This window comes from Streptococcus sp. 'group B' (assembly GCF_002073795.1).
Classification (GTDB): Bacteria; Bacillota; Bacilli; order Lactobacillales; family Streptococcaceae; genus Streptococcus; species Streptococcus agalactiae.
Genome location: NZ_CP020432.1, coordinates 1,849,489 through 1,875,496 on the forward strand (window position 1 = coordinate 1,849,489; position 26,008 = coordinate 1,875,496).

General features: G+C 34.6%; 25 protein-coding genes and 3 pseudogenes. 8 read left to right on the top strand and 20 right to left on the bottom strand.

Annotated elements, in window-relative coordinates; genetic code table 11:
- Positions 1-7: 7 nt before the first annotated feature.
- On the top strand, positions 8-1,387 hold the full coding sequence (locus A6J68_RS09685; protein WP_000680115.1) for a TrkH family potassium uptake protein: 1,380 nt from the start codon (positions 8-10) through the stop codon (positions 1,385-1,387).
- 12 nt (positions 1,388-1,399) lie between these two features.
- Complete coding sequence (locus A6J68_RS09690) at positions 1,400-2,071, top strand: potassium channel family protein (protein WP_000850145.1); 672 nt, start codon at positions 1,400-1,402, stop codon at positions 2,069-2,071.
- A gap of 34 nt (positions 2,072-2,105) precedes the next feature.
- On the opposite strand, the gene A6J68_RS09695 is transcribed toward A6J68_RS09690, so the two are convergent.
- The 4 genes from A6J68_RS09695 to sstT form a co-directional block, all read right to left on the bottom strand.
- Entirely contained in the window at positions 2,106-2,936 is an 831-nt protein-coding gene (locus A6J68_RS09695; protein WP_001118813.1) for an energy-coupling factor transporter transmembrane component T family protein, read from the bottom strand.
- The gene (locus tag A6J68_RS09700) at positions 2,929-4,605 is read right to left on the bottom strand and encodes an ABC transporter ATP-binding protein (RefSeq protein ID WP_000651251.1); all 1,677 of its coding nucleotides are present in this window, start codon (positions 4,603-4,605) and stop codon (positions 2,929-2,931) included. The genes A6J68_RS09695 and A6J68_RS09700 overlap by 8 nt, the downstream gene beginning before the upstream one ends.
- A 16-nt stretch (positions 4,606-4,621) precedes the next feature.
- Positions 4,622-5,170 (bottom strand): ECF-type riboflavin transporter substrate-binding protein, encoded by a 549-nt coding sequence (locus tag A6J68_RS09705; RefSeq protein WP_001095694.1) that lies wholly within the window; start codon positions 5,168-5,170, stop codon positions 4,622-4,624.
- A gap of 168 nt (positions 5,171-5,338) precedes the next feature.
- Positions 5,339-6,547, bottom strand: a complete 1,209-nt coding sequence (gene sstT, locus A6J68_RS09710; RefSeq protein ID WP_000819596.1) for a serine/threonine transporter SstT — start codon at positions 6,545-6,547, stop codon at positions 5,339-5,341.
- A gap of 175 nt (positions 6,548-6,722) precedes the next feature.
- Between sstT and brnQ the strand changes: the two genes are divergently transcribed.
- Together brnQ and A6J68_RS09720 are read left to right on the top strand one after the other, a co-directional pair.
- Positions 6,723-8,090 carry a branched-chain amino acid transport system II carrier protein gene (brnQ, locus tag A6J68_RS09715; RefSeq protein ID WP_000769356.1) on the top strand — a complete coding sequence of 456 codons (1,368 nt, stop codon included), beginning with the start codon at positions 6,723-6,725 and terminating at the stop codon, positions 8,088-8,090.
- Positions 8,091-8,203: 113 nt separating this feature from the next.
- Positions 8,204-9,259 (top strand): zinc-dependent alcohol dehydrogenase family protein, encoded by a 1,056-nt coding sequence (locus tag A6J68_RS09720; protein WP_001200719.1) that lies wholly within the window; start codon positions 8,204-8,206, stop codon positions 9,257-9,259.
- Between the two features lie 48 nt (positions 9,260-9,307).
- Here A6J68_RS09720 and A6J68_RS09725 read toward each other — a convergent pair whose 3' ends face one another.
- The 14 genes and pseudogenes from A6J68_RS09725 to dhaS form a co-directional block, all read right to left on the bottom strand.
- Positions 9,308-10,000, bottom strand: a complete 693-nt coding sequence (locus A6J68_RS09725) for a methionine ABC transporter permease (protein WP_000574037.1) — start codon at positions 9,998-10,000, stop codon at positions 9,308-9,310.
- Positions 9,997-11,067 (bottom strand): methionine ABC transporter ATP-binding protein, encoded by a 1,071-nt coding sequence (locus A6J68_RS09730; RefSeq protein ID WP_000032379.1) that lies wholly within the window; start codon positions 11,065-11,067, stop codon positions 9,997-9,999. Before A6J68_RS09730 ends, A6J68_RS09725 begins: the two co-directional genes overlap by 4 nt.
- Complete coding sequence (locus A6J68_RS09735; protein ID WP_000176660.1) at positions 11,060-12,436, bottom strand: M20/M25/M40 family metallo-hydrolase; 1,377 nt, start codon at positions 12,434-12,436, stop codon at positions 11,060-11,062. Before A6J68_RS09735 ends, A6J68_RS09730 begins: the two co-directional genes overlap by 8 nt.
- A gap of 133 nt (positions 12,437-12,569) precedes the next feature.
- A complete protein-coding gene (locus tag A6J68_RS09740) occupies positions 12,570-13,394 on the bottom strand; it encodes a MetQ/NlpA family ABC transporter substrate-binding protein (protein ID WP_000768250.1) in 825 nt (274 codons plus the stop codon).
- Between the two features lie 140 nt (positions 13,395-13,534).
- Positions 13,535-14,368: an amino acid ABC transporter substrate-binding protein gene (locus tag A6J68_RS09745; protein ID WP_000152903.1), complete on the bottom strand. Its 834-nt coding sequence runs from the start codon at positions 14,366-14,368 to the stop codon at positions 13,535-13,537.
- A 101-nt stretch (positions 14,369-14,469) separates the two neighbouring features.
- Positions 14,470-15,159, bottom strand: a complete 690-nt coding sequence (locus tag A6J68_RS09750) for a gamma-glutamyl-gamma-aminobutyrate hydrolase family protein (RefSeq protein WP_000956420.1) — start codon at positions 15,157-15,159, stop codon at positions 14,470-14,472.
- A 154-nt stretch (positions 15,160-15,313) separates the two neighbouring features.
- Positions 15,314-16,030 (bottom strand): YebC/PmpR family DNA-binding transcriptional regulator, encoded by a 717-nt coding sequence (locus A6J68_RS09760; protein ID WP_000532903.1) that lies wholly within the window; start codon positions 16,028-16,030, stop codon positions 15,314-15,316.
- A 425-nt stretch (positions 16,031-16,455) separates the two neighbouring features.
- Positions 16,456-17,010 carry a hypothetical protein gene (locus A6J68_RS09770; protein WP_223842272.1) on the bottom strand — a complete coding sequence of 185 codons (555 nt, stop codon included), beginning with the start codon at positions 17,008-17,010 and terminating at the stop codon, positions 16,456-16,458.
- Between the two features lie 810 nt (positions 17,011-17,820).
- On the bottom strand, positions 17,821-18,774 hold the full coding sequence (locus A6J68_RS09775; protein ID WP_000686582.1) for a ketopantoate reductase family protein: 954 nt from the start codon (positions 18,772-18,774) through the stop codon (positions 17,821-17,823).
- A gap of 130 nt (positions 18,775-18,904) precedes the next feature.
- Positions 18,905-19,105: a hypothetical protein gene (locus A6J68_RS09780; RefSeq protein ID WP_001083613.1), complete on the bottom strand. Its 201-nt coding sequence runs from the start codon at positions 19,103-19,105 to the stop codon at positions 18,905-18,907.
- 9 nt (positions 19,106-19,114) lie between these two features.
- A pseudogene (locus A6J68_RS09785) lies at positions 19,115-19,462 on the bottom strand (DNA/RNA non-specific endonuclease); the annotation flags it as partial.
- Between the two features lie 84 nt (positions 19,463-19,546).
- Positions 19,547-19,810 (bottom strand): annotated as a pseudogene (locus A6J68_RS09790) (hypothetical protein); the annotation flags it as partial.
- 254 nt (positions 19,811-20,064) lie between these two features.
- A complete protein-coding gene (gene dhaQ / locus A6J68_RS09795) occupies positions 20,065-21,051 on the bottom strand; it encodes a DhaKLM operon coactivator DhaQ (RefSeq protein WP_001232461.1) in 987 nt (328 codons plus the stop codon).
- A 9-nt stretch (positions 21,052-21,060) separates the two neighbouring features.
- Positions 21,061-21,597, bottom strand: a complete 537-nt coding sequence (dhaS, locus tag A6J68_RS09800; RefSeq protein ID WP_000204281.1) for a dihydroxyacetone kinase transcriptional activator DhaS — start codon at positions 21,595-21,597, stop codon at positions 21,061-21,063.
- Between the two features lie 173 nt (positions 21,598-21,770).
- On the opposite strand from dhaS, the gene dhaK reads away from it, so the two are divergent.
- The 4 genes from dhaK to A6J68_RS09825 are packed head-to-tail and all read left to right on the top strand — an operon-like array spanning position 21,771 to position 24,473.
- The gene (gene dhaK, locus A6J68_RS09810; protein WP_000722647.1) at positions 21,771-22,760 is read left to right on the top strand and encodes a dihydroxyacetone kinase subunit DhaK; all 990 of its coding nucleotides are present in this window, start codon (positions 21,771-21,773) and stop codon (positions 22,758-22,760) included.
- Between the two features lie 37 nt (positions 22,761-22,797).
- Positions 22,798-23,376, top strand: a complete 579-nt coding sequence (dhaL, locus tag A6J68_RS09815) for a dihydroxyacetone kinase subunit DhaL (protein WP_000453281.1) — start codon at positions 22,798-22,800, stop codon at positions 23,374-23,376.
- Positions 23,376-23,750: a dihydroxyacetone kinase phosphoryl donor subunit DhaM gene (dhaM, locus tag A6J68_RS09820; RefSeq protein ID WP_001279899.1), complete on the top strand. Its 375-nt coding sequence runs from the start codon at positions 23,376-23,378 to the stop codon at positions 23,748-23,750. The genes dhaL and dhaM overlap by 1 nt, the downstream gene beginning before the upstream one ends.
- A gap of 9 nt (positions 23,751-23,759) precedes the next feature.
- On the top strand, positions 23,760-24,473 hold the full coding sequence (locus A6J68_RS09825) for an MIP/aquaporin family protein (RefSeq protein ID WP_000191472.1): 714 nt from the start codon (positions 23,760-23,762) through the stop codon (positions 24,471-24,473).
- A gap of 264 nt (positions 24,474-24,737) precedes the next feature.
- On the opposite strand, the gene A6J68_RS09830 is transcribed toward A6J68_RS09825, so the two are convergent.
- Positions 24,738-25,142, bottom strand: coding sequence for a cupin domain-containing protein (locus A6J68_RS09830; RefSeq protein ID WP_000675692.1), 405 nt, complete (start codon positions 25,140-25,142; stop codon positions 24,738-24,740).
- Between the two features lie 138 nt (positions 25,143-25,280).
- Positions 25,281-25,995 (bottom strand): annotated as a pseudogene (locus A6J68_RS09835) (MerR family transcriptional regulator).
- Between the last annotated feature and the right edge of the window lie 13 nt (positions 25,996-26,008).

Here is a 26,008-nt window from a genome sequence, read left to right on the forward strand (position 1 = left end):
AGCTAGTATGAAACATTTCTTTGATTACAAGACAATGTCTGTCGCACGTAAACTCAGCATTAGTTTTATCGCTGTTATCCTATTGGGAAGTATTTTACTTTCACTTCCAATTTTTCAATATGCTAACGCCCCTAAAACACATTACATTGATCACCTTTTCACGACTGTTTCAATGGTATGTGTAACTGGTTTATCTGTTTTTCCTATCAGTAAGGTTTATAACGGTTGGGGGCAGATTGTAGCTATTTTACTCATGCAAACAGGGGGACTTGGTTTAGTAACACTAATGTCGTTGTCTTACTATACCCTAAGACGTAAAATGTCGTTAAATGATCAGACCCTTTTGCAGTCAGCGATAACTTATAACAGTTCGACAGATTTAAAAAAATATCTCTATATGATTTTTAAAGTAACTTTAACTTTAGAAGTTTTAGCAGCCAGCATTTTAGCCATAGATTTTATTCCTCGATTTGGTTTGAGTCATGGTATCTTTAATAGTATATTCTTAGCTGTCTCAGCCTTTTGTAATGCCGGTTTTGATAATCTAGGGGCAACGAGCTTAGCTCAATTTAAACTAAATCCTTTGGTTAACATTATCGTTTGTTTCTTGATTATTTCAGGAGGACTTGGATTTGCCGTATGGAAAGATTTAATTGAAGCTACTATACAAACATCTCACAAGGGACCAAAATTAATCAAGACATTTCCAAAACGCCTCAGCAACCATTCTAAACTGGTTTTAAAAACAACAACCATTATTTTACTAACAGGAACTTTGCTTTCTTGGTTGTTAGAGTTTGGAAATTTTAGAACAATTGCTAATTTATCTCTACCTAAACAACTAATGGTCAGCTTTTTCCAAACAGTTACGATGCGTACCGCTGGATTTTCAACTATTGATTATACCCAAACTGATTTCGCAACCAACCTTGTTTATATTATCCAAATGTTAATTGGAGGAGCTCCTGGTGGAACGGCAGGAGGATTTAAAGTCACTGTTATCGCCATTTTACTCTTACTATTTAAAGCCGAACTGAGTGGCCAAAGCCAAGTGACTTTTCATTATCGAACAATTCCTTCCAGTATTATTAAACAAACACTATCGATTTTAACTTTCTTTTTTATCATACTTATTAGCGGCTATCTCCTTCTTCTGGAACTCAATCCCCATATAGATCCTTTTTCTCTTTTCTTTGAGGCATCTAGTGCCTTAGCAACCGTGGGTGTAACAATGAACACTACCAATCAATTAACTCTGGGCGGTCGAATTGTAATTATGTTCCTCATGTTTATTGGTCGAGTCGGTCCAATTACCGTACTGCTATCAATTCTTCAGAAAAAAGAGAAGGAAATTCACTATGCTGAAACAGAAATTATTCTAGGTTAGAAAAGGTCTTTTATGAAAACAAAAATTATTGGTGTACTTGGTCTAGGAATATTTGGACAAACACTCGCACAAGAACTAAGTAACTTTGAACAAGATGTTATTGCTATTGACAGCAATCCTGAAAATGTACAAGCTGTCGCCGAAGTTGTTACAAAAGCAGCTATCGGAGACATTACTGATTTAGCTTTCCTAAAACACATCGGGATCAGTGACTGTGATACTGTTATTATTGCTACAGGAAACAGTTTAGAGAGCTCAGTATTGGCCGTAATGCACTGTAAAAAGTTAGGCGTCCCACAAGTTATTGCTAAAGCTCGAAACCTTGTATACGAAGAAGTACTTTATGAAATTGGTGCTGATTTGGTTATCTCTCCGGAGCGAGAATCTGGGCAAAATGTTGCTGCAAACCTCATGAGAAATAAAATTACAGATGTCTTCCAGATTGAATCTGATATTTCTGTCATTGAATTTAAAATTCCCAAATCATGGGTAGGGAAAACTGTCGAACAATTAAATATCCGTCACAAGTTTGATCTTAACCTCATAGGTATCAGAAAAGCAAAAAACAAACCTGTCGATACCGAAGTTCCAATCAATACTCCACTTGAAGAAGGTATTATTCTAGTGGCTATCGCTAACTCAGATGCCTTCCAACGCTATGACTATTTAGGATACTTTAACTAAAGAAAATAAAAAACTGACTATTAAAGTCAGTTTTTTATTGCCATGGGTTATAGAAACGTCCATGATTAAGGTGAATTAAATAAAGGCTTACAAACAAACTAGCTAGAGCAAGTATGATTAAGACAATGTCACTTTTTTCCAAAGATTGCTTAGAGTACCAAGTACGTCTTTTATTTTTACCAAATCGTCGAAGTTCCATAGCAGTTGCTACTGTATCAATACGTTCTAGAGAGCTAAAAATTAATGGTGTGACAATCTGCAAATTCCCCTTAATGCGTGCTACTAAGTTCGATTTTTTTGATAATTCTATTCCTCTTGCCTCTTGTGCTCGACGTATTGTATAAAATTCTTCTTGAACATCAGGTATATATCTAAGGGTCAAACTAACAGCATAAGCTATTTTATATGATAAACCTAATTGATTTAAACTTGATGCGAACTGACTAGGATTAGTTGTCATCAAAAACAAAAGAGCTAAAGGCACTGTACAAAAGTATTTTAAAATCAGATTAAAGAGGTAAAACAACTCTTGGCTAGTCACATCATATGGGCCAATTCCTTTTAACAATAAAGAAGAACTACCATAAATCTTATCACCATAATGGGGAGCAAAAAGATAGACCATTATAATATTTAAAACAGCGAATACAACAACTAAAGTCATAACAAAGGACACCTGTTGCCATTTGATTTTTGCTAATCTAAATAAGACTAGCGATCCCAATGAAACAACAATTAAAAATCTTGTATCATAAGTGGTCATGCAAGCAACAGAAACTAAAATAAAAAATAGTAACTTACTGGCACCTGATAGCCTGTATAGAAAGCCATAACCCTCTTGATAACCAATTAATTGTTTAGCCATTCTTACCTCCTTGATTATCAATGTACCATTGTGTTAGTTTCTGTGGAGATATCCCTAATCTGTCTGCTAAAGCAAATAAACTCGTTTTCTTTAAATGAGTCTTTTTCAAAAGCTCTGTATTTGAAAGGATGTTAATAGGATGATCATCTGCAACAATCAGACCATTGTCGATTACAATTGCACGATCTGTATACTCTAACATAAGCTGCATATCATGTGTAATCATAACAATGGTATGTCCATCACAACTTAGTTTATCAAGGAAAGACATCATTTCAGTATAATGCTTCATATCTTGACCAGCTGTTGGTTCATCCAAAATAATAACTTCTGGATTTAAAATCAGTATCGAAGCAATCGTAACACGTTTTTTCTGACCGAATGATAGAGCCGATATAGGCCAATTCCTAAATTGGTAGAGCCCACAAACCTTTAATATATCGTAGACACGACTTTCTATATCATTATCACTAAAACCTCTTAAACGGAGACCCAGAGCAACTTCATCAAAAACCATCGCTTGACTTATCATCTGATTGGGATTTTGCAAAACATAGCCAATTCGTTCTGCTCTTTCTTTTATAGAGTCTTGACTGACATCTTCATTATTATAAATTAGAGTAGCATTATTAGGGATAAATTGACATAACGCTTTAGCTAAAGTAGATTTACCTGCACCATTTTTCCCAACGATAGCTAACCGCTGACCTTTATATAAATCAAACGAAACATCATCTAAAGTATTATTCTCTAAATCATATGACACCGACAAATGCTGTACTGATAATAATTTATCTGTATGTTTATCTAAATCTAATGCTCGCATTTTAGGTATCAATAGTTCACTGAAATCAAAGTCATCAATAGACGTCATTGTATTTTGTTTTTCAAAGTCATATCCTAAATTTTTGAGAGCAGAAATATACAGTGGTTCTCGAATACCATATTCAGATAAAAAATTAGTTTTTAAAAGTTGATCCGGCTCCCCATTATAAATAATTTGTCCATCACTAAAAAGAACTACACGATCTACTCGCTCATAAAGAACATCTTCCAATCGATGTTCAATAATAATAGTGGTCGCATCTTGCTCTTGATGAATACGGTCAACCAATGCCATGATATCTTGTCCCGATTGTGGATCTAGATTAGCCAAAGGCTCATCAAATAATAGAATTGGGCTATCGTCTACTAAAACTCCAGCTAAACTAACCCGTTGTTTTTGTCCTCCCGACAAGTCTTGTGGACGTTTAGACAAAAGAGGAGCTATTTCTAAACGTTTTGCCCACATTTCAACGATAGAGGCCATTTCTTCCTGTGCTACAACATCATTTTCTAATGCAAAAGCAATATCTTCTGCTACTGTCAATCCTATAAATTGGCCATCTGGATCTTGTAAAACCGTAGAAACTAAATGAGACTTGTCATATATTGACAAGTCAAAAGCATTTTTATGGTTAATCGTAAAAATACCACTATATTGGCCTTTATGAGTATTTGGGATAATACCATTTAAACAATGACCAAGCGTTGACTTCCCCGACCCTGAAGGTCCTAATATCAAGACCTTTTCACCTTTAGGAATGCTTAAGTTAATCCCTTTTAAAGTTGGTTCAGATTGAACGTCATATTGAAAGGTAAAATCCTTCCATTCAATAAAATCTTTCATAGATTACTCTCTTATCCTAATCTTTGGATAAACTACCTTTTTGTGGTCGTGATTTAGCGTATGCTAGCAACAAAAGCGTACCACCTACTCCAATAGTAATGGAATTCACAAGGCTTGATAAGAAACCTTGTGCAAAAACTTTGCTTGCAGGTTCGCTATAAAAGAAAATATCACCATACGGTGCAACGACAGACCAACCTATAAGGTTAGCAATAACTTGAACTACATTAAATAGAAGCAAATCCTTCTTAATCATGCCAGATAATTGAATAGCTAATTTTTTAGCAAAAAAGCCTATCATCAAACCTAAAAGACCACTAACTAAAACCCAAGTCCACCACGGAGAACCATATTGAATCGAATCTTTCAATGCGTGTCCGATAAAACCAGTAAAAAAACCAACTCCTGGTCCATAAATAACTGCAAATAATGCTAAAACTGCATACTGCAATTGAATATTAGTATTTGGAATTGGTGTTGGTATATTAACTAGCATACCTATAATGATAAAAAGTGCAGCTCCAATTCCAGTCGCTACAACCTTTTTTATTGTGTTTGTATTCATAAAAACCTCTCTGAAAAACAAGCTTAAACAGTCACTTACAATCTGTTTTATTTTATCATATTTCAAGCTGATTTGAAACCTTATTGACAAGAAGAACTGAAAAACGATTGAAAATAATATTAAATACCAAAAAAGATCTCAGATAGAATACCTAAGACCTTCATTAGTTTATTTTTTTCCAAAAACTGATTTTTCAGCTACAGCCGTGAACAGAACGTCTGTCGATGAATTTAAAGCTGTCTCACACGAATCCTGTATCACCCCTACAATGAAACCAACTCCTACGACTTGCATTGCAACGTCATTTGAAATACCAAATAAGCTACATGCCACCGGAATCAATAAAAGTGAACCACCAGTTACACCAGAAGCTCCACATGCTGATACAGCAGCAACCACACTTAATAAGAATGCTGTTGGAAAATCAACAGTAATTCCTAAAGTATTTACTGCTGCTAAAGTCAGGATATTAATTGTAATAGCTGCACCAGCCATATTGATAGCTGCACCAAGCGGGATAGATACTGAGTAAGTGTCTTTATCTAATCCTAAATCCTCACATAGTCTCATATTAACAGGAATATTCGCCGCAGAACTACGTGTAAAGAAAGCTGTAATACCTGAATCCTTTAAGCATCGTAATACCAAAGGGTAAGGATTTTTACGCATCATAACAAAAGCAATGATTGGGTTAACGACAAGAGCTACAAATAACATCGTACCCACCAAAACTAATATTAAAAGACCATAATCACCTAGTATACCAATACCGTTTTCTGAAATGCTAGTGAAAACCAACCCCATAATACCAATTGGGGCCAAATTGATAATCCATTTGACAACTTGTGAAGTAGCATCAGCAAAAGTTTGCATTAAATCTTTTGTACGCTGATTACTGCTTCGCATCGCCAAACCAAAAATAACCGCCCAAAATAGAATACTCATATAATTGGCCTCGGTAATGGCATGAATGGGATTATCAACAATTTTCAACAAAAGAGATTGAAAGACTTCTGAAATCCCCTTGGGAGGTAATAAGTCTGTCTTTGCTGGCGTTTTCAATATCAGTGTCAAAGGGAAAATATAGTTCACAACAACAGCGATTAGGGCCGCTGCAAAAGTTGCAGTGATATACAAACCAATTATCGTTGACATATTGGTCTTACCGCCCTCACGGTGTTGCGACAAGGCACTAATAACTAAAGTGAAAACTAAAAGAGGGGCAATAGCTTTCAACCCTCCTACAAAAAGTTGACCAAGTAAACCAATCGCAGAGGCTTTAGGGACTAAAATACCCAAGAATAAGCCAATAACGACTCCAATTGTTATTTTTTTTATCAAGCTTGTTTTTCTCCAAGCTTTTAAAAATCGTTTCATACTAAACTCCTAAAAAATTCTTAAAGTCTATGATATGATAAAAAAAAAGATTCGTCAAATACCTTTTTTATTTTTTAGAGGTTGACGAATTCTAAATTTTTCTGATATAATTACTTTTTGAAATATTCAATCAATTTCGAAAATAAAATATTTTTTTGTACAGAAAGGTACATTGATGAAACTAAAAAACACTTATATCATTATCGGCTTGATGCTTTTTGCGCTGTTCTTTGGAGCCGGTAATCTTATTTATCCAGCCTACTTAGGTATCTACTCTGGTTCTAATTGGGCGTGGGCTATCATTGGGTTCTGCTTAACAGGCGTAACTTTACCCCTACTTGGTGTTGCAGCTGTGACGTACTCAGGAGCAACCGATGTTGAAAGCTTCACCAAACCTGTCTCTAAAACATATGCTATTTTCTTTGCAGTAGCACTATACCTATCTATTGGACCTTTCTTTGCCATTCCTCGAACAGGGGCAACCTCATTCTCAGTTGGTATTCAACCTATCTTAGGCGACAGCTCCTTAGTCAAAATTATCTATGGTTTAATTTTCTTTGGTATTTCTTATTTCTTAGCTATTAGACCTAGTCAGATTGTAGATCGTATTGGTAAATATCTAACTCCCTTTTTACTAACTGTTATTAGTATTTTAATTATTGCCTCACTCATCCATCCAGCTGCTATCGTTGGAACACCACATAACGCTTCAACGAATGTCAGCGATGCTTTCAAGGATTTACCATTCCTAGCAGGACTGATTCAGGGGTATGGTACAATGGATGCCCTTGCATCAATTGCTTTTGCTATTATCGTTATTCAAGCAAGTAAACAGTACGGAGCAATTACCAAAAAAGAAATTACTTCTATGACACTTAAATCTGGTGCTATCGCTACATTTCTTTTAGCTTTTATTTATATTTTTGTAGGACGTATTGGTGCAACTTCACAAAGCTTGTTTAAATTTGCAAATGGTTCCTTCTTACTTCACAATACTCCAATAGACGGTGGGCATGTTCTTAGTCAATCAGCTAACTTCTATTTAGGAATTGTGGGACAAGCTATTTTAGGTACGGCTATTTTTCTTGCTTGCTTAACAACAGCTACTGGATTAATCACTGCTTGTGCGGAATACTTCCACAAATTACTTCCAAAGATTAGTCACATTACTTGGGCTACAATCTTTACTTTAATTGCTATTACGTTCTATTTTGGTGGTTTATCAGAGATTATCCGTTGGTCACTACCAGTTCTCTACCTTCTCTATCCATTAACTATAGTCTTAATTTTCTTAGTCTTTTTTGATCAAAAATTTGAAAGTAGCCGCATTGTCTACCAAACTTCTATTGCCGCCACTGCTGTCGCTGCTTTATACGATGCCTTATCAAAACTCGGCGAAATGACTGGTTTATTTACCATTCCATCCGCTTTGACCACATTCTTTACTAAAGTTGTTCCTTTAGGTGAATATTCTATGGGATGGATTAGTTTTGCAATTTGTGGTGTCTTAGTTGGTCTTATTCTAAAAAAAGTAAAAGCATAATAATTTAAAGCAGTACGAAAATTACTGCTTTTATTTTAAAATAATTATTGTAACCGCTTTCTTTTGGTGGTATAATAGCCTTGAAAATAAATAATTTTTGGAGGAACTCTAATATGAGAGCTGCAACTTATCTTTCAGCTAATGAATTATCACTTACTGATAAGGCTAAACCTCAAGTAATAAAACCCACAGATGCGGTTGTAAGACTTGTCAAAACAACCATTTGTGGTACTGATCTACATATCCTTGGTGGCGATGTTCCTGCTTGTAAACCAGGAACAACTTTAGGTCATGAAGGCATTGGTATCGTCGAAGAAGTTGGTTCTGCTGTCAATCATTTTAAAGTCGGAGATAAAGTAATTATTTCTTGTGTCACTGCCTGTAATACTTGCTATTACTGTAAGCACCAGTTGCCTTCACATTGTGAAGATGGCGGGTGGATTTTAGGACATCTTATTGAAGGTACTCAAGCAGAATATGTTCATATTCCACATGCAGATGGTAGCCTTTATCATGCACCTGAAGGTGTTTGTGACGATGCATTGGTTATGTTATCTGATATTTTACCAACTTCATACGAAATCGGCGTCTTACCTTCTCACATTAAACCAGGTGATACTGTTTGTATTGTAGGCGCTGGACCAATTGGACTATCTGCCTTACTAACTGCACAATTCTATTCTCCTGCCAAAATTATTATGGTTGATTTATCTCAAAAACGACTTGAAGCCTCTAAAAAATTTGGTGCAACACACACCATTCTATCAACGTCTACTCAAGAAGTTAAAGAAGAAATTGATAAAATTACCAAAGGCCGTGGCGTTGATGTCGTATTAGAATGTGTTGGTTATCCTGCAACATTTGATATTTGTCAAAATGTAGTTTCTATTGGAGGACATATCGCAAATGTTGGTGTTCATGGTAAACCTGTTGAATTTAACCTCCAAGATTTATGGATAAAAAATATAACCCTTAATACTGGATTAGTTAATGCTAATACAACTGAAATGCTCCTTGAAGTTCTTGAGACAGGCAAAATCGATGCAACACAACTAGTAACACATCACTTCAAGCTATCTGAAATCGAAGAAGCTTATAAGGTATTTAAAGCTGCTGAAGAAAACAATACTCTCAAAGTTATCATCGAAAACGATATTACTCCAGCCTGATAATTTTTAAACAAATGAAAATGTGAGAAGAATAGCCTTCTCACATTTTTATTTATGACTCAAGCGACGTGTTAAAAAATCACCTAAAAATTGGATAAAGAAAATTAATAATAAAATCAGAATAGTCGCTACTAAAGTAATATCATCACGAGAATAGTTATATCCTTTAGTAATAGCAACAGAACCCAATCCTCCTGCACCAATAGCGCCAGCCATAGCTGTTTCACCTACTAAAGAAATCAAAGTAACCGTTGATACTCGAATTAAATCTGGTAGACCTTCACGAAGATAAACTACAATAATATCCCAAAGTGTTCCACCTGAGGCTTGTGCAGCCTCAATAACTCCACCATCAAGTTCAGCTAAAACAACTTGAACTTGACGAGCAAAAAATGGGAAAACTGCCAAAGAAAGAGGTACCAAAGCTGCTGGTGAACCAAGTGTTGTTCCTACAATTACGCGAGTTACTGGCGCAATCAAAGCAAGAAGAATAATGAAGGGCAGAGCTCTAAAAACAGAAACAACTTTATCTAAAACTCCAAATACTAATTTATTAGCAATAACTCCTCTAGGACTAGTTAAAACAAGGAATAAACCTCCTAACAATCCCATTAAACCTCCAATAAGGAACGACCAAAAAGTCATATAAAGGGTTTGTACAATAGCTGTCTGCCAGCCGTAAGCACCTTCCCAACCCATTTGATATACATTTGGTAAATGTGTTTGAATCCACTCTATCATGCTTTACCACCTTCTTTCAATAACGTTAATTGAACTTGCGAATCTGTAATTGCTTGGCAGGCTTGTCTTAATTTTTCTTCGTCACCTGATAAGATAACTACCATTTCTCCAACTGGAATACCATCTAAAATTTCAATATTCCCATAGAGGATGTTAGCAGTTACTTCAAATTCTTTATAAATTTGATTTAAAAGCGGCTCATCCGTGCTATGCCCAGCGTATTTCAGTTGAACTAATTTGCTACCTACTGGTAGATTTTTGACAACTTCTTGTTGCTCAATCTTAAGCATTGCCTCATCAATCCCAGTAGCTATTTTTATAAAATCTTGTGTAAGACTCTCTCTAGGATGTGAAAAAATGTCTAAAACTGATCCTTCTTCAATCAATTTACCATTTTGCATAACAGCAACGCGATTAGCAATGTCTTTGACAATTTGCATCTCATGTGTAATCAAAACAATCGTAAGTCCCAATTTTTTATTCAGATCTTGGAGAAGGGCAAGTATTTGTTTTGTTGTTTTAGGGTCAAGTGCAGAGGTAGACTCATCTGAAATTAAGATTTTAGGATCGTTAGCCAATGCACGCGCAATGGCAACACGCTGTTTTTGCCCTCCTGATAATTGTGAAGGATAGTTTTGAGCACGATCGGATAATCCAACAAGTTCTAATAATTTAGCAACCTTAGCTGCTTTCGCCTCTTTTGATAAACCTGAATGTTTAAGAGCAAAAGCTACATTCTGTTCTGCTGTCAACTGTGACATTAGGTTAAAATGTTGAAAAATCATTCCAATTTCACGGCGCTGTTCGCGTAATTGTGTGCTAGTCAGTGTCACCTTGTTGTCGTAAATAACTTGGTCATCAATAGTAATTTTACCTGCTGAAGGTTCTTGTAGCAAATTAATAACACGAACAAGGGTAGATTTTCCGGCTCCTGAATAACCGACAATTCCATATATATCACCTTGATTAATATGGATAGTAACATCTTTAACAGCATTAATCTCACGTTTCTTTTGGTGGAAAGTAACATCAATGTTGTCTAATTTAATAATTGGTTCTTTACTCATATGATTCTATTAAAGCCTCCACTAATTCAATATGGGTGTAATAATCAGCAATACTAACATTTTCATCAACGCCATGGTCTCGACTATTGGCATGTCCTATGCCAATAGCTGCAATTGGCGCTCTTAGAGCTTGATGAACTAAATACATTGGTCCTGTACCTGGTGAGGTAGGTAACAGAGATATCCCTTCTGGATAAAATTGCTCAGCTAAATCAACAACCTTTAGGATAGATGGCGCTGACATATCACTACGATAAGACATTTCACCAAGGGTATAGGTTAGCTCAATGTCTTTAAAGCCATTCTCTTTCAAATGATTTTGTATTGAATCTAGTACACCTTTCGGGGTTAACCCTGGTACTAACCTAACCTCTGCTTTACATTTAGCATAAGCAGGTAAAATTGTTTTGACGCCTTCACCTTGATAACCTGAGGTTATACCTTCAATGGCTATAGAAGGTTCAAAATAAAGCTTTCTCAAAAAAGTTTTATGACTATCTGCTAAACTGGGCAAAACTAATTGGTAAGCACCTTCTAGCGCCTTTGCAGATCTATAAGAATATTTTTCAACTAATTCTAACTCTCTCTTAGTAGGGGGAATAACTTTATCATAAATACCTTCTACCAATATATGACCTTTGTTATCCCTTAACGTATTGAGGGCTTGAATTAAATACCATGTCGAGGAATCAACAACCCCACCAAAGGATGAATGAATATCAACATCCGCTGAACTTACTGATAAATCAAAAGTGACAATGCCTTTATTTCCACCAGCAATTTCCAACTGTCCTTTAGGATTTTTAGGGCCATCTTCCCACACGATCAAATCAGCCCCTTGTAGCTGCTCTTGATACTTTTCTAAATAATAATCAAGGCCTACTGAAGCTGATTCCTCTGCTCCTTCCACAATAAAAGTGATATCTAGAGGAAGTTCCCCTTTGTGTCTTGATAAATATTTTTTAACTGCTGATAAACGTGCGGTAATGTGACCTTTATCATCATCTACACCACGTCCATACATCTTACCATATCGAAGTGAAAGTGTAAAAGGGTCCTCAGTCCACTGTTCTACCTCATCTGCTGGTACAGTATCATAATGATTGTAAAAAATAATACGCTTAGCATCTACTTTTGATGATTTGAAATTTGCCACGATAAAGGGAGCGCTATAGCTGTCATCTATAATGACTTCTGCGCCAGCTTTTCTGAAAACTTCTCCAAGATAGCTTGATAAGTCATTTAAACCAACTTTCTGAGCAAAAATTGACTTAATTGCAATTAAATCTCTTAAAATATTGATATCATCCTGAACAATAGTATCAGATAGAAACTTTTGAATTTGATTTTCTTCGTTTGTTAAAGTCATCTTTCATCCACCTTCCTTCAAAAACAATCCAAGAGCCTGGCACATTGTATTCGTCCCAGGCCCTTTATGGCTATATGGCTGATAAGTTGTATCCTATTAGGATTCCCTGTTAAACTTATACAGTCAATTCACGTTACCATTGTGGAATATCAGCTGAAGTATCTTTGATAACTTTTTTCACTTCATCTGTGTGATAAGCATCCAAGATAGCTTGGATAGCTTTAGCGTTCTTTTGCTTTTTCCAATTTTTACGTCCCGCAATGATATTAATCCATTGTTTTGAATTTTTATCTGATTTCTCAACAAAGATAGCATCTGAAGGTTTTAAATTAGCTTGCTCAATGTATGTATTATTAATAATAGCTGCATCTACATCTTTGAGTGCACGTGGTGTTTGACTCGCATCTAACTCCTGAATATTAATATCCTTTTTATTAGATGTGATATTAGCAACTGTTGCAACCTTCTTACCAGAAACATTCAATTTGATTAAACCTGCTGACTGAAGGACATACAATGCACGGCTACCATTTGTTGCATCATTTGGAATTGCAATAGTGGCTCCTTTTTTCAATTTTTTAAGAGATTTTACCTTCTCAGAATAGATACGAATTGGAGCTAAGTAAGTCTTTTCAAGTGGAATTAAGTTTTTCTTATTTTCCTTATTCCAGTTTTCTAAGAAATTGTAATGTTGAAAGGCATTAATATCCACATCCTTATTGGCTGTCGCTTGATTTGGTTGTGTATAATCTGTAAATTCTGTAAATTTGATTTTAGCTTTATCACCTACTAGCTTTTCAATTTTATCCCAACGTGCTTTTTCAGTGTCAGAAAAGGTCATAACACCAACTTTAACAACTTTACTTGAAGTTGAGCTTGCTGAAACTTCTTGATTACTAAATGTGACTCCTAAAAGTGTTGTTAAGGCTAATCCTAAGACAATATGTTTTAACTTCATAATAAATTCCCTCAATTTTTGTGATAAAGATATTATCCCATAGGAAGTTATTAGAATCAAATTGTTATAAACTGTCTCTTGTTATAGTTTTAAACTATATAACAAAAAACTAAGGATTGACATCTCCTTAGTTTTTATTACTACTTCTCCTTAGGAGTAACGAGATCTTTCTCATTTGGTACGTAATCACCTCCAAGGTATTCTTTAGCTATTTTTGAAAGTGTCCCATCTTTACGTAATTGTTTAAGGCGATTATTCACATACTTTTGCAAGTCTTTTTGATCCTGACCAAAGATGAAATAAATATAAGGCTGATCTCTCATAGTCAAAGGGATGGTTTTTAAATTCGTGAGACCTTGATTCTTTATGATAGCGTTAACAGTTGGTCCGTCAAAAAGTTTAAAATCAGCTTTTCCATCACTCAAATTCGTTAGAATCTGTGTAATATTTTCATTAGTATATTTTAGAGTAACAGGATTTTTCTGATGCTCTTTATTGAAATTTTCTAATTGCTTGGCAGTTGTCGTTCCTTGGACAACCTGTGTTTTATGACCACTAATATCATTATAAGCTTTGATATTACTATTCTTAGGAACTGCTAAAACTGAAGGAGTAGAGCCTATTGGGTATGAAAATAAATATTTTTGAGATCTCTCTGATGAATAAGAAATATTATTTCCACCCATTTGAAACTTTCCTGAATCAATGCCGGTAAATACCGATGACCATTCTGTTTTTTTAAAAGTGACTTTATAGTTATCTGAACCTTTAAAAACAGCTTTGGCTACTTCAATATCAAAGCCAGTCAGTTTCCCATCCTTCACATAAGAAAAAGGTGCCGTTGTTCCAACAGTTGCAAAATTAACTTCTTTTTTGCCCGTCTTAGTAGTATGAGATTTTGAGCTACAAGCAGCTAGAGACGCTACTGTCACTAAAATAATTCCTGTTACACTTAACACTTTTTTTATTGTCATCTTTTTTCTCCTCTTTAATTGTACACGACATCATAACATCTTTAAGTTTTTAACTAATACTTATCTTCTATCGTCTGAGAGTTTTTGCTATTATATGGATGCTACGTTTCATTAACAAAATAACCAAATAAGGTTTGGTTTTCAATTTGGTGAAGCATTAATTCTGGATGCCATTGAACACCTATAATACATTGTTCTGTTCGACTTTCATAAGCTTCTACTGTCCCATCTCTAGGATCTCTAGCACTAACTATCAGACCTTCAGCTAACAGTTTAACACTTTGTCTATGAAGAGAATTGATCTTAAAATCACCTGATATAAAGCCTTCTAGAAAACTCCCTTTTTCCACATTTAAATAATGAGCAAATCCAATGTAAGGCTCTTGATAGTGATTATCAATAGATTGATTAAGTGTACCACCAAGCGCCACATTTACTAACTGCATGCCACGGCAAATCGCAAAGATTGGTTTATTTTGTTTCAACGCTTCTTCGACTAATGCAAATTCAAAAATATCACGCGCAAGTGAATAATCATCACTCTCAATTATCTTCTCTTCACCATAATAGGATGGTAAAACATTTTGGCCACCAGATATGATCAGCTTATCTATCATCTCAACATAAGCTTTGGCACTTTCTGCTTCACTTATTGGTAGGATAACTGGTAACCCGCCTGCGTTTTTAACTCCTTCCGAAATATGCCTAGATACCGAATCATAATAATAACCTGGAATATCTGACATTTCTCTTTCATTTCCTGTAATACCAATAATAGGCTTTGTTAACATTTTGCTCCCTCATCAACCAATAACTGTCTAATAATTATCATTTTACACCTAAAAAAACTTTTTGAATAATATTTTTTACCTATCACTTCTTTAACAATACCTATCAACTCTCACAAAAATAAAAACCATAGTATTAATACTACGGTTTTATTTTTTAGAAATCTGCTACATTATGATAAACTTTTTGAACATCATCATCTGATTCGAGTGCGTCAATAAGCTTTTCAAAAGTTTCAAGGTCATCACCTTCCAATACTACTTCTGATTGAGGAATCATTTCAAGTTCAGTAACTTGGAATTCTTCTACACCATTATCGCGAAGTGCTTGGATACCTTTATGAAGATCTGTTGGGGCGGTATAAACTGTTATTGTTCCCTCTTCTGCTTCAACATCATCTACGTCTACATCCGCTTCAAGTAATTGTTCGAAGACAGTGTCAGCATCATCACCAGCAAAAACGATGACACCTTTTTTATCAAATAAGTAGGATACCGATCCTGAAGCTCCCATATTGCCACCGTTCTTACCGTAAGCAGTACGTACATTTGCTGCCGTACGGTTAACATTTGATGTCAAAGTATCCACAATAATCATTGAACCATTTGGACCAAAACCTTCATAGCGTCCCTCTACGAAAGTTTCATCTGTGTTTCCTTTGGCTTTATCAATCGCTTTATCAATAACATGCTTTGGAACTTGTGCTTGCTTAGCACGGTCCAAAACGAATTTTAGAGCTGAGTTTGACTCGGGGTCTGGTTCACCTTGCTTTGCAGCAACATATATTTCAACACCGAATTTAGCGTATACTTTTGAGTTAGCACCATCTTTAGCAGTCTTTTTGGCAACAATATTGGCCCACTTACGTCCCATTGGAAAATCTCCTTTGATTTCATTTTTAATAACCTGCTGGCTCATATTGGCAAGCAATCTTAATTTTAACTCTATTATTATAGCACTTTGATAGCAATTGGTAAAATGGAAATTCTATCACGGTATGCAGTAGAATTTTTTAGAATTGTCAATTTTCTATTAAGGAGAACCTACCGAGTTCCTTTTATAAAAAGACTGAACAAATTTTCCTTTGCCCAGCCTTGACAGATTCGGTGTTATCCTGTATCTTACGATAAAGACTAAGTAAGGGAACGTTGTAATTGGACTTACTCGGTAAAGCGTAGTGGTTACCATAACTGCGCTTCTTTTATTCGATTAATTCAATAGAATTGTAGCACACTACAAAACGAATAACGAGCTTTTTAAAGAAAAATATAAGAAAAGCCCTTTTAAAGGTGCTTTTCTTATATTTGTTTCAAATCAATCAATTTCTTTATTTCTTTAATTTCGACATCCTTAAAAGGAACCGTTTTTTCAAACTCGCCTCTATTAACTTGTTTAAATCCTAGATCTCTGTCATTACCAATTTGTACATCAATAGTGCATAACTCAACTATTTTCTCTCTATTTTTTCCTTCTCTAATAAAAAATTGTGTAAATATATGGTCACAATAGAAGCAACATCTTTCCACTTGATACACCTCACTAATTTCAGTTTGATCAACCGGTCGTATGTGATAATATTGATATTTGCTGAAACCCTTTTGCCACTTTCTACTCCATAGGAAAAATTTATCCTGCTTACTATATAACGACACCTCCTTTCCTTGGAAAACTGTCTCTCCCACATGAGTCGCACCATCAAGTGGTGCATCTTTCTCATCAAACGAAATCTTTTTCTTAGACAAAATCGACATTATCAACTGTGCAGAACCTATTGCATAAAAAATTGTTCCTACAATAAATACTAGTAAAATTATTGTTAGTACAATGATTCCAAAAACTTTCTGTGCATCCATTGAGGAATACCCAGACAAATTATATACCAATGTATATCCACCTACAGCAGTTATTGATAGGCAAATAAAAAATAATATCAACACACCGTACGAAGAATCCATGATCTTACATACTAACTTTTCTGATAGAAATTTCCATACAAGGCGCACAACACTTCCCTCCCTAAATATATTAATATAATAGCTATACACATTAAAGTGACCATATTCGGATATTGATCATCTAGTCTCATGTCATCAAAAATCAAAAACTCAATAAAATTCTATGCTACATGGCTATAATTGAAGTAAGCTGAGTTATTTTAGATTCGTATAACATTACAGTAGATATATATATTGCAACAAGCAAAGCCCTAAAAAATAGTAAACCTTTGTGATTTACTATTTCTAAAAATATTCTATTCAATTAATCAAGCTAGAAGCTATCGTTCTACTTTCTAATGCAATTTTCTGTGAAAGTTTTCTTCAACTCCCGTTCAGTCGTAAGTATTAACACAATTAAAATAGTTATTCGTATAGAAACTACAATTAAGCTAATAATACCTATTTCATCATCTGTGCTTCTATAAAATAGAATATGAATAATAATTAATAGCCACAGTAATCATGTATAAAACTCCATGTACCTATTTTTTCATTGATAAAGTAGTACGATATCCCATTAATCTATTAATTTTTTCAGGTAGATGATTCCACATCATTCGTCCGTCAATAATCATTGTAACTGAAACTAGTAAATCATAATAAAATATAAATCACTAAAACCATTTAAAAAATTCTCCCTCCAAACACTGATTTATGAATATGGATTTAACTATTAAATATTTTATCCATATTATGATAAAACAATGGTAAGTTCAATTTTTCCTGTTTTCCAGCATCATAGATACATTTACAACCATACATAATATCTTTTACATCATTGTGCAACGTCATAATTCTACTCGTAAGTTCATTTCTTGCGAACATTCGTTTCATAATTATTCCTGCAATAGTAGAAGGTATTTTATAAGGAAAAAGTTCATTTTTATATAATCTTAAATCGACCCCTCTATTTTTTACTACTTTAATTGTTTCTCTTATTGATTTTACCGCGATAGACAATCCATGATTATCTCTCATAAGATTAACCGCAAGTTGTTTTGGATCATCAATTTTTCCTGCCCTTGCTGCAGTAGAAGTAACACCTGCATTTATTGCCATATGAATCCATATCCACTCTATCATATCATAAGGATTTTCTACTTTTATGTCGGCAGATTCGAGAAATTCTAACAACTCTTTATAGTTTGTGATAGTTGCTTTTTCTTCACTTTCAAGCATTATATGGTCAAACAGAACACAATTCAACTTTTTCTGCTTCAAATTCCCACCTGCTGTCGGAAATCCAATGATATATTTAAAATCACCAACCATTTTTTCGATTTCTTCACGGCTGTTCCAAAAGTTACAAAATAATAACAAACTTCCTGTAATATTATTTTGTGAAAGTGTTGCTATGGCATCTTTTATCCTCCCGCCTGCAACACTTAAAAGGATAAAGTCATAATTTGTATTTGGTTTTGCAAGATTCACAGTATATATATCTGTTTTTTCTTCTCCCTTATTGTTATATCGCCCATCTAACATGGTTATATCCAGCTTTAATGGAACATCTTGCTTTTTACTTTCTCTAACTAAATGTTCAACCTGATGTCCTGCTTTTTGAAAGATATATCCATAAGTTGTGCCTATTACGCCTAATCCTAAAATACATATTTTCATTTAATAATCATCTCCTTAAGTTTCGCTTCCAGTTTATTTTACTCGATAATTTTTTATATTATATCATATTTTTTTACTTAGTTTTATAGCCTAACTCATACTTCCTTACCTGTATTAGATCACTGTTTTCTTACAATAATTTTTCTATGCTATTCCTAACACTTTTAGCTTGTGCTTCTTCTTTTCGTAGGTCTATTATTTGAGAATATGGACTACGCTCCTGTTTAAATGTTGACTGACTTGACTTTAAAAATTCTGAGATTTCAGCTAACTGAAAGATAATATCATCATTCAAATAAACATGTTTTCTATTTCGAATTTCTGAATTCATTTTTCTCCTTTAATTTTCCTTAACGGAATATCTTGTTAAATAATTAATGTTGTATCCTGACTGCACATTAAAAATATAAATATCAAAAGATATCTGATTATCTTCCACACTTTGGGTTTCCATACCAACCCCTCTTGCAACCATCTCAATATTTTTAAATAAGAGTGTAACACGGTATCTCACATGATGGTTTGTTAGTCTTATATAATGAGCCACCATATTTTCATAATATACCATCGACGATTTTTCATCTTCAAAATTAGCATTTAAATTTTGAGTGCCTGTCATTAAATTTTTTGCATTCGAATTTTCTCCGGTTAGTTGATATTCAATGAGACGATATCTATTAAATAAATATAGCACATCTTTTAATTGACTTATAGCACACTATTTTTTAGGAAAAAAGTCGAACTTTTTATCAATTTAAGATCAACTCAAATTATTTTCTTGATTTCTTGCCCTACTAGTAATCGGAATCTCTTCTTTAACTTCTTCTCTTAGGCTTTCTTGATGAGACCTCATTTTTTCAATTTTATTCTGCCAATGTGGTGAATAAGGCTTTCCTGAATATTTATTTTTCAAGTATCTAACGGGTTCTTTGAACTTCATTTGAAAAATATCAAATTCCCCCAAGTCGGTTAGTGGATCAATAAAGCCTATCGGTTCACTATTTATTAACTGATTATATAAACTATTCTTTTTCATATGTAACATCCTCTAAGATAATAAAGTTAAGTTATTTAAAACAAAGTTAATTGTTCATATGTTTCTCTATCATCTGGAGAGATACCATGATCTATGACTTGAAAAATTCCTAACGTTTCTATATCTAATATTATTTCAATACCTTCCATGTTCTCTTCACCTTTCTATGATCTTTAAGCGAACAAAAAGAGAACAGATTTCTCTGTTCTCCTTAAAGTATTTTCTATTCTAAAAACTCTTACCACTTACTTCTATCACCAAGCTCTAGCATCTGTCTTATGTTTTAAGTAATCAATCCATCTACTATCCTTTACACGACACAAGGTAACTGATAAACCAGCCATATCTAAACTTGTAATTAGGTGGCCTGTTTTAATAAAAGGTAATTGTAAATCGTCTAAAGCCAGAAATTCCATGACAGCATTTGTAAAAAGTAATTCCTCCATTTTAGAACTTCCTCCAAGATTATTTATCAATAGAATGAATGCTTCTCCATCTTGCCAACGTAATTTCATTTTCAATTTGTTAACTAGTTCGTTTGCCAAATGTTCCATGGACACGAAAGGCATTGTCCGGTATCCTGGCTCACCATGAATACCGATTCCAAATGAGATGTAACCTTCTTCTAAATCAAAAACAGGTTGATGCTGACCTAAAATAGTGGCTGACTTACTTGCTACACCTAAAGTAGCCATTGAAGTTGTCAAAGATAGTCCTAGCTGTTCTAATTCATCTAAGCTTGCTCCTTCTAAAGCAGCTTGTCCAATAATTTTATGTAGCAACACAGTACCAGCAACGCCTCGATGACGAATTTTAAAATTTGATGTTTCAACAGAGATGTCATCATGAGAAACGATGTATTTGATTGGAATGCCTTCTTGACGAGCCTGTTCAATCGCTTGGGAAAATTCTTCCAAATCAGCTTCAAAATTTTTGATAATAACAAAGACACCTTTGCCTCGATTGATAAATCTAATAGTCTCTAGAATATCACTAGCACATGGTGGTACAAAAATAGGACCACTAATCGCTGCCGATAGCATTCCCTCACCAACATATCCAAAGTGAGCCGGCTCATGTCCGCTGCCTCCTCCTGATAAAATCGGAATTACTTGCTCGGATTGCCCTAAATAATGAATAGCGGGCAAATCTTTTATTTGCTCTACTTTAGGATTAGTTTTAGTGATTGCTTTTATTGTTTCAAAAACATATTCCATTTTATGATGTTCTGTTTTTCTCATATCCTTGTCCTAATAATTTTCTATTGATGTTCTGATAATTTTTTCAATGACTTTCCTATTAAATAATTCTTCTTTTGAGTTATTTATTAACTCATATTTTATAAAATAAGAGAGGGCTTTACTATGATAATTAATAAATGTAACTCTTTCTTTCTGATTAAAGTTAGATTTACTATAATCAGAAAGAAGCTTATCTACTAACTGCTCACAGTAAGACTCAAAATACGAAGAAAAATCATTTTGATCTTCAATTTGAAATAATTTAATATAGAATTCTTGATTCATTTTAAAAAAAGTCAACAACTCTGATAACAACTGAAAACCTGAGATATAGTCTAAATTATCCGTAACTTGTTCGCTTAATTCTGTTTGGAAAATCCATTCTAATAAAGCATATTTATCAACAAAGTGATTATAAAATGTTTGACGTCTAATACCTGCATCTTCCATAATATCACTCACCGATATTTTGTCAAAAGCTTGCGAAATAAATAAACGTTTAAATGACTTGGCTATTTTTTTCTTAGTAATAAGCGAAGAAGTCATAATTTCTCCTTTATTTTATATTGAATTGCTGATGATTTATTATGGTTTAGTGTAACATGATTTATGATTATTGAAAACCCTAACAAAGCGGACAAACAAGAAAATCTGTCCATTCCAGAAAAGGCTTACAAATTTTATAATAAAAGAGAATTAAACATAAAAGGAGTTTCCAAATGAAAAAAATTCTCAATCAACCAACTGATGTTGTTACTGAAATGCTAGATGGATTAGCATATGTTCATAATGATTTAGTACATCGCATAGAAGGTTTTGATATCATTGCTCGCAATGAAGAGAAGTCAGGAAAAGTGGCTCTCATTTCTGGCGGAGGAAGTGGACATGAGCCTTCACATGCTGGTTTCGTAGGCGAAGGAATGTTATCTGCAGCTGTGTGTGGTGCAGTATTTACTTCTCCAACTCCTGACCAAGTTCTTGAAGCAATTAAAGAAGCTGATGAGGGGGCTGGAGTTTTCATGGTTATCAAAAATTATTCAGGGGATATCATGAACTTTGAAATGGCACAAGATATGGCTGAAATGGAAGGCATAGAAGTTGCAAGTGTGGTCGTTGATGATGATATTGCAGTCGAAGACAGTCTTTACACACAAGGAAAACGTGGTGTAGCTGGTACGATACTCGTCCATAAAATTCTAGGACATGCTGCTCGTCATGGCAAATCACTTCAGGAAATCAAAGCTATTGCTGATGAATTAGTACCAAACATTCACACTGTTGGACTTGCACTAAGCGGGGCTACTGTTCCTGAAGTAGGCAAGCCAGGATTTGTTCTTGCAGAAGATGAAATTGAATTTGGTATCGGTATTCATGGTGAACCAGGTTATCGTAAAGAAAAAATGCAACCTTCAAAGGCTTTAGCGACAGAATTAGTTGATAAGTTAATTGAATCGTTCGATGCTAAATCTGGCGAAAAATATGGTGTCCTTATTAACGGTATGGGTGCAACCCCACTTATGGAACAATATGTCTTTGCTAACGATGTTGCCAAACTCCTTGAGGATAAAGGCATTGAAGTGAATTACAAAAAACTTGGTAACTATATGACTTCAATTGATATGGCTGGTTTATCACTAACCTTGATTAAACTGGAAAATCAAGAGTGGTTAGAAGCACTTAATAGTGACGTTACAACCATTGCTTGGTAATCATTCCTGTTAATTAGAACAAAAGGAAGGAACTCTTATGGAAGTAAAAACTGCAATAGAATGGATGCACACTTTTAACCAAAAAATTCAATCCAACAAGGACTATTTATCCGAACTAGATACTCCAATAGGTGATGGCGACCATGGTGGCAATATGGCGCGTGGTATGACTGCTGTTATTGAAAACCTTGATAACAATGAATTTAGTAGTGCTGCCGATGTTTTCAAAACCGTGTCCATGCAACTTTTAAGCAAAGTAGGCGGAGCATCTGGACCACTCTATGGTTCTGCATTTATGGGAATTACAAAAGCTGAACAGAGTGAAAGTACCATTTCAGAGGCACTTGGCGCAGGACTTGAAATGATTCAAAAACGTGGTAAAGCTGAACTTAATGAAAAAACAATGGTTGATGTTTGGCACGGTGTTATTGAAGCGATTGAAAAAAATGAATTGACTGAAGACCGTATCGATTCCTTAGTAGATGCTACAAAAGGGATGAAAGCAACAAAAGGACGCGCTTCTTATGTTGGAGAACGCTCAGTAGGACACATTGATCCAGGATCATTTTCTTCAGGATTATTATTTAAAGCATTACTAGAAGTTGGAGGTGTCTAATGTCTGATATTGGTATTATTGTTGTTTCTCACTCTAAAAATATTGCTCAAGGAGTTGTTGATCTTATTTCAGAGGTAGCAAAGGATGTCTCAATAACTTACGTGGGTGGAACAGAAGATGGTGAGATTGGTACTTCTTTTGATCAAGTTCAACAGATTGTAGAGCAAAATGATAAAAAGACGTTATTAGCTTTCTTTGATTTAGGTTCAGCAAAAATGAATTTAGAGTTAGTAGCTGATTTTTCAGAAAAAAATATTATCATTAACTCTGTCCCAGTAGTGGAGGGAGCTTACACCGCTGCTGCTCTTCTACAGGCAGGTGCTGACCTGGATAGTATTCAATCACAATTAGCTGAATTAACTATCAATAAATAAGGAGATATTATGACTCAATTTCTTGGGGAATTTTTAGGAACATTTATTTTGGTTCTTCTTGGGGATGGCGTAGTTGCAGGAAATGTGCTCAGTAAAACCAAAGAAGAAGGAACTGGATGGACTGCTATTGTTTTTGGCTGGGGAATTGCTTGTACCGTTGCTGTTTATGTTTCTGGATTATTCAGTCCCGCTCATCTAAATCCAGCAGTCACATTAGCAATGGCTTCTATTGGAGCAATTTCTTGGGGACAAGTTATCCCCTTTATCATTGCACAGATGTTAGGAGCAATGGTTGCGGCAACTATTTTATGGTTACACTATTATCCTCATTGGAAAGAAACAAAAGATAGTGGACTTATCCTTGCCAGCTTCTCAACCGGACCTGCTATCCGCCATACACCATCGAATCTCCTTGGTGAAATTATCGGTACTGCTATTCTTGTGATTACAATTATGGCAATTGGTCCTAGTAAAGTTGCAGCAGGTCTTGATCCAATTATCGTTGGTATAGTTATTTTCGCAGTAGGATTCTCTCTTGGTCCAACAACTGGTTATGCTATTAACCCTGCACGTGACCTAGGGCCTCGTCTTATGCATGCTATCTTACCTATTGAAAATAAGGGTAACTCAGATTGGTCATACGCTTGGATTCCAGTTGTAGGTCCAATTATCGGCGGTGTCCTTGGGGCTATCTTATACAATATTGCTTTGACTTTAGTTTAACTAAAAAACCAGAAAGTTAATACTTTCTGGTTTTTCATAGTTGCAGTATGCTTTCAAAATAGAAAAAACACCAAAATACTTAGTGTTCTTTCTGGAGATTTTATGAAAAAAGTTTAGGATGTTTATAGTATAACCGCCCTTACTTAACGTTTCCTTAAAAGCTCGGTTATTAACATTACTTCCTAAATTACTATTTATATTCTCCAAGAAATGACTACTATTAAGCTAAAAAGCGCTATTGACATAGCGCTTTTTAGTCTAGTATTATTTAGTTTCAGTAGTAACTCCATCAAAATCTTCTTCATTTTCTTCAGCTTCTTCTCTTGTGGCACGGATAATACCATCTTTGTGATGAGCTGGACTGTAAATTGTATAGAGTTTTAACATCTCAGTTTCAGAAGTGTTAATTACGTTATGTTCAGCACCTGCCGGAACTATTATAGCGTCTCCATCTGCAACTTCATATTCATTACCATCAATGACAACCTTACCATGACCAGCTTCAAAACGGAAAAACTGATCATTTTCTGCATGAATCTCGCTACCAATTTCTCCACCAACAGGCAGTGTCATTAAAACGAGTTGACAATGTTCTGCGGTATAGAGGACTTGGCGGAAATTTGTATTTCCTAGTGTCAATTTTTCGATATTCCCATGAAATCCTTTCATAACGATACCTACCTTTCTATGCCTACAGTCTACTCTTTTTGCTCCTTACTGTCAAAAATTTAGATAAGAGTCTGACATTTTTAATAATATCTACTGTTCCTTGATTCCTATCATTTCATTGCAAACCTAAAATATAGCCTAATGACAATAGCTATCTATAGCTTTAGAAACAAATAATGCTGTTCCCTGGCCTCCCCAATTATCAATAGACTTTTGGAAACGCTCATCTTAGATGTACATTATTTCAAGACTTGCTAATAAATCGTTAGTGCAGTTGTAAAACTGAGCTGTGATATAATCTTGTAAAATCTGAACTTGTTTTTGAACTTTCTCATCTGTCGGAGAAAGTTCTTTCAACTGTCCAAAGTCTTTAAAAATCTGACTCATAGCTTGTGAAATCATTGAAAAATCATTCTTACTATGGCTATTTTCAAATTCTTTGTAACTATCTGTATCCCCCCCAGCGTGTTCTAGCTTCCTCTTGAAATACTTCTAATTCTTCTTGATTATAAGCTGTAAAATCTGACATATTTTTACCCCTCTGGATAGACTTTGCATGTTCAATTACTTCTTCTAGTCGCTGTTTCTTTAGTTCCAGCCACCTAATTTGATCAAGAAGTGCTTGATTACGATCATAATTTGGACTTTCCATTATCTCTTTTATTTTTTTAAGAGGAAATTCCAGTTCCTTAAATAACAAAATTTCTTGTAACTTAATCAGTGATTCATCATCATAGTAACGATAACCATTCTCTCCTACAAATGAAGGAGATAACAAATCTACTTCATCATAATAATGAAGTGTGCGCACACTAATACCAGAAATGTGACTTATTTCTTTAACTGTTTTCATAATAACCTCTCTG

Coding starts and splice junctions, on each gene's coding strand:
- A6J68_RS09685 (WP_000680115.1), top strand. CDS start 8: ATGAAACATTTCTTTGATTACAAGACAATGTCTGTCGCACGTAAACTC.
- A6J68_RS09690 (WP_000850145.1), top strand. CDS start 1,400: ATGAAAACAAAAATTATTGGTGTACTTGGTCTAGGAATATTTGGACAA.
- A6J68_RS09695 (WP_001118813.1), bottom strand. CDS start 2,936: ATGGCTAAACAATTAATTGGTTATCAAGAGGGTTATGGCTTTCTATAC.
- A6J68_RS09700 (WP_000651251.1), bottom strand. CDS start 4,605: ATGAAAGATTTTATTGAATGGAAGGATTTTACCTTTCAATATGACGTT.
- A6J68_RS09705 (WP_001095694.1), bottom strand. CDS start 5,170: ATGAATACAAACACAATAAAAAAGGTTGTAGCGACTGGAATTGGAGCT.
- sstT (WP_000819596.1), bottom strand. CDS start 6,547: ATGAAACGATTTTTAAAAGCTTGGAGAAAAACAAGCTTGATAAAAAAA.
- brnQ (WP_000769356.1), top strand. CDS start 6,723: ATGAAACTAAAAAACACTTATATCATTATCGGCTTGATGCTTTTTGCG.
- A6J68_RS09720 (WP_001200719.1), top strand. CDS start 8,204: ATGAGAGCTGCAACTTATCTTTCAGCTAATGAATTATCACTTACTGAT.
- A6J68_RS09725 (WP_000574037.1), bottom strand. CDS start 10,000: ATGATAGAGTGGATTCAAACACATTTACCAAATGTATATCAAATGGGT.
- A6J68_RS09730 (WP_000032379.1), bottom strand. CDS start 11,067: ATGAGTAAAGAACCAATTATTAAATTAGACAACATTGATGTTACTTTC.
- A6J68_RS09735 (WP_000176660.1), bottom strand. CDS start 12,436: ATGACTTTAACAAACGAAGAAAATCAAATTCAAAAGTTTCTATCTGAT.
- A6J68_RS09740 (WP_000768250.1), bottom strand. CDS start 13,394: ATGAAGTTAAAACATATTGTCTTAGGATTAGCCTTAACAACACTTTTA.
- A6J68_RS09745 (WP_000152903.1), bottom strand. CDS start 14,368: ATGACAATAAAAAAAGTGTTAAGTGTAACAGGAATTATTTTAGTGACA.
- A6J68_RS09750 (WP_000956420.1), bottom strand. CDS start 15,159: ATGTTAACAAAGCCTATTATTGGTATTACAGGAAATGAAAGAGAAATG.
- A6J68_RS09760 (WP_000532903.1), bottom strand. CDS start 16,030: ATGGGACGTAAGTGGGCCAATATTGTTGCCAAAAAGACTGCTAAAGAT.
- A6J68_RS09770 (WP_223842272.1), bottom strand. CDS start 17,010: ATGGATGCACAGAAAGTTTTTGGAATCATTGTACTAACAATAATTTTA.
- A6J68_RS09775 (WP_000686582.1), bottom strand. CDS start 18,774: ATGAAAATATGTATTTTAGGATTAGGCGTAATAGGCACAACTTATGGA.
- A6J68_RS09780 (WP_001083613.1), bottom strand. CDS start 19,105: ATGAATTCAGAAATTCGAAATAGAAAACATGTTTATTTGAATGATGAT.
- dhaQ (WP_001232461.1), bottom strand. CDS start 21,051: ATGAGAAAAACAGAACATCATAAAATGGAATATGTTTTTGAAACAATA.
- dhaS (WP_000204281.1), bottom strand. CDS start 21,597: ATGACTTCTTCGCTTATTACTAAGAAAAAAATAGCCAAGTCATTTAAA.
- dhaK (WP_000722647.1), top strand. CDS start 21,771: ATGAAAAAAATTCTCAATCAACCAACTGATGTTGTTACTGAAATGCTA.
- dhaL (WP_000453281.1), top strand. CDS start 22,798: ATGGAAGTAAAAACTGCAATAGAATGGATGCACACTTTTAACCAAAAA.
- dhaM (WP_001279899.1), top strand. CDS start 23,376: ATGTCTGATATTGGTATTATTGTTGTTTCTCACTCTAAAAATATTGCT.
- A6J68_RS09825 (WP_000191472.1), top strand. CDS start 23,760: ATGACTCAATTTCTTGGGGAATTTTTAGGAACATTTATTTTGGTTCTT.
- A6J68_RS09830 (WP_000675692.1), bottom strand. CDS start 25,142: ATGAAAGGATTTCATGGGAATATCGAAAAATTGACACTAGGAAATACA.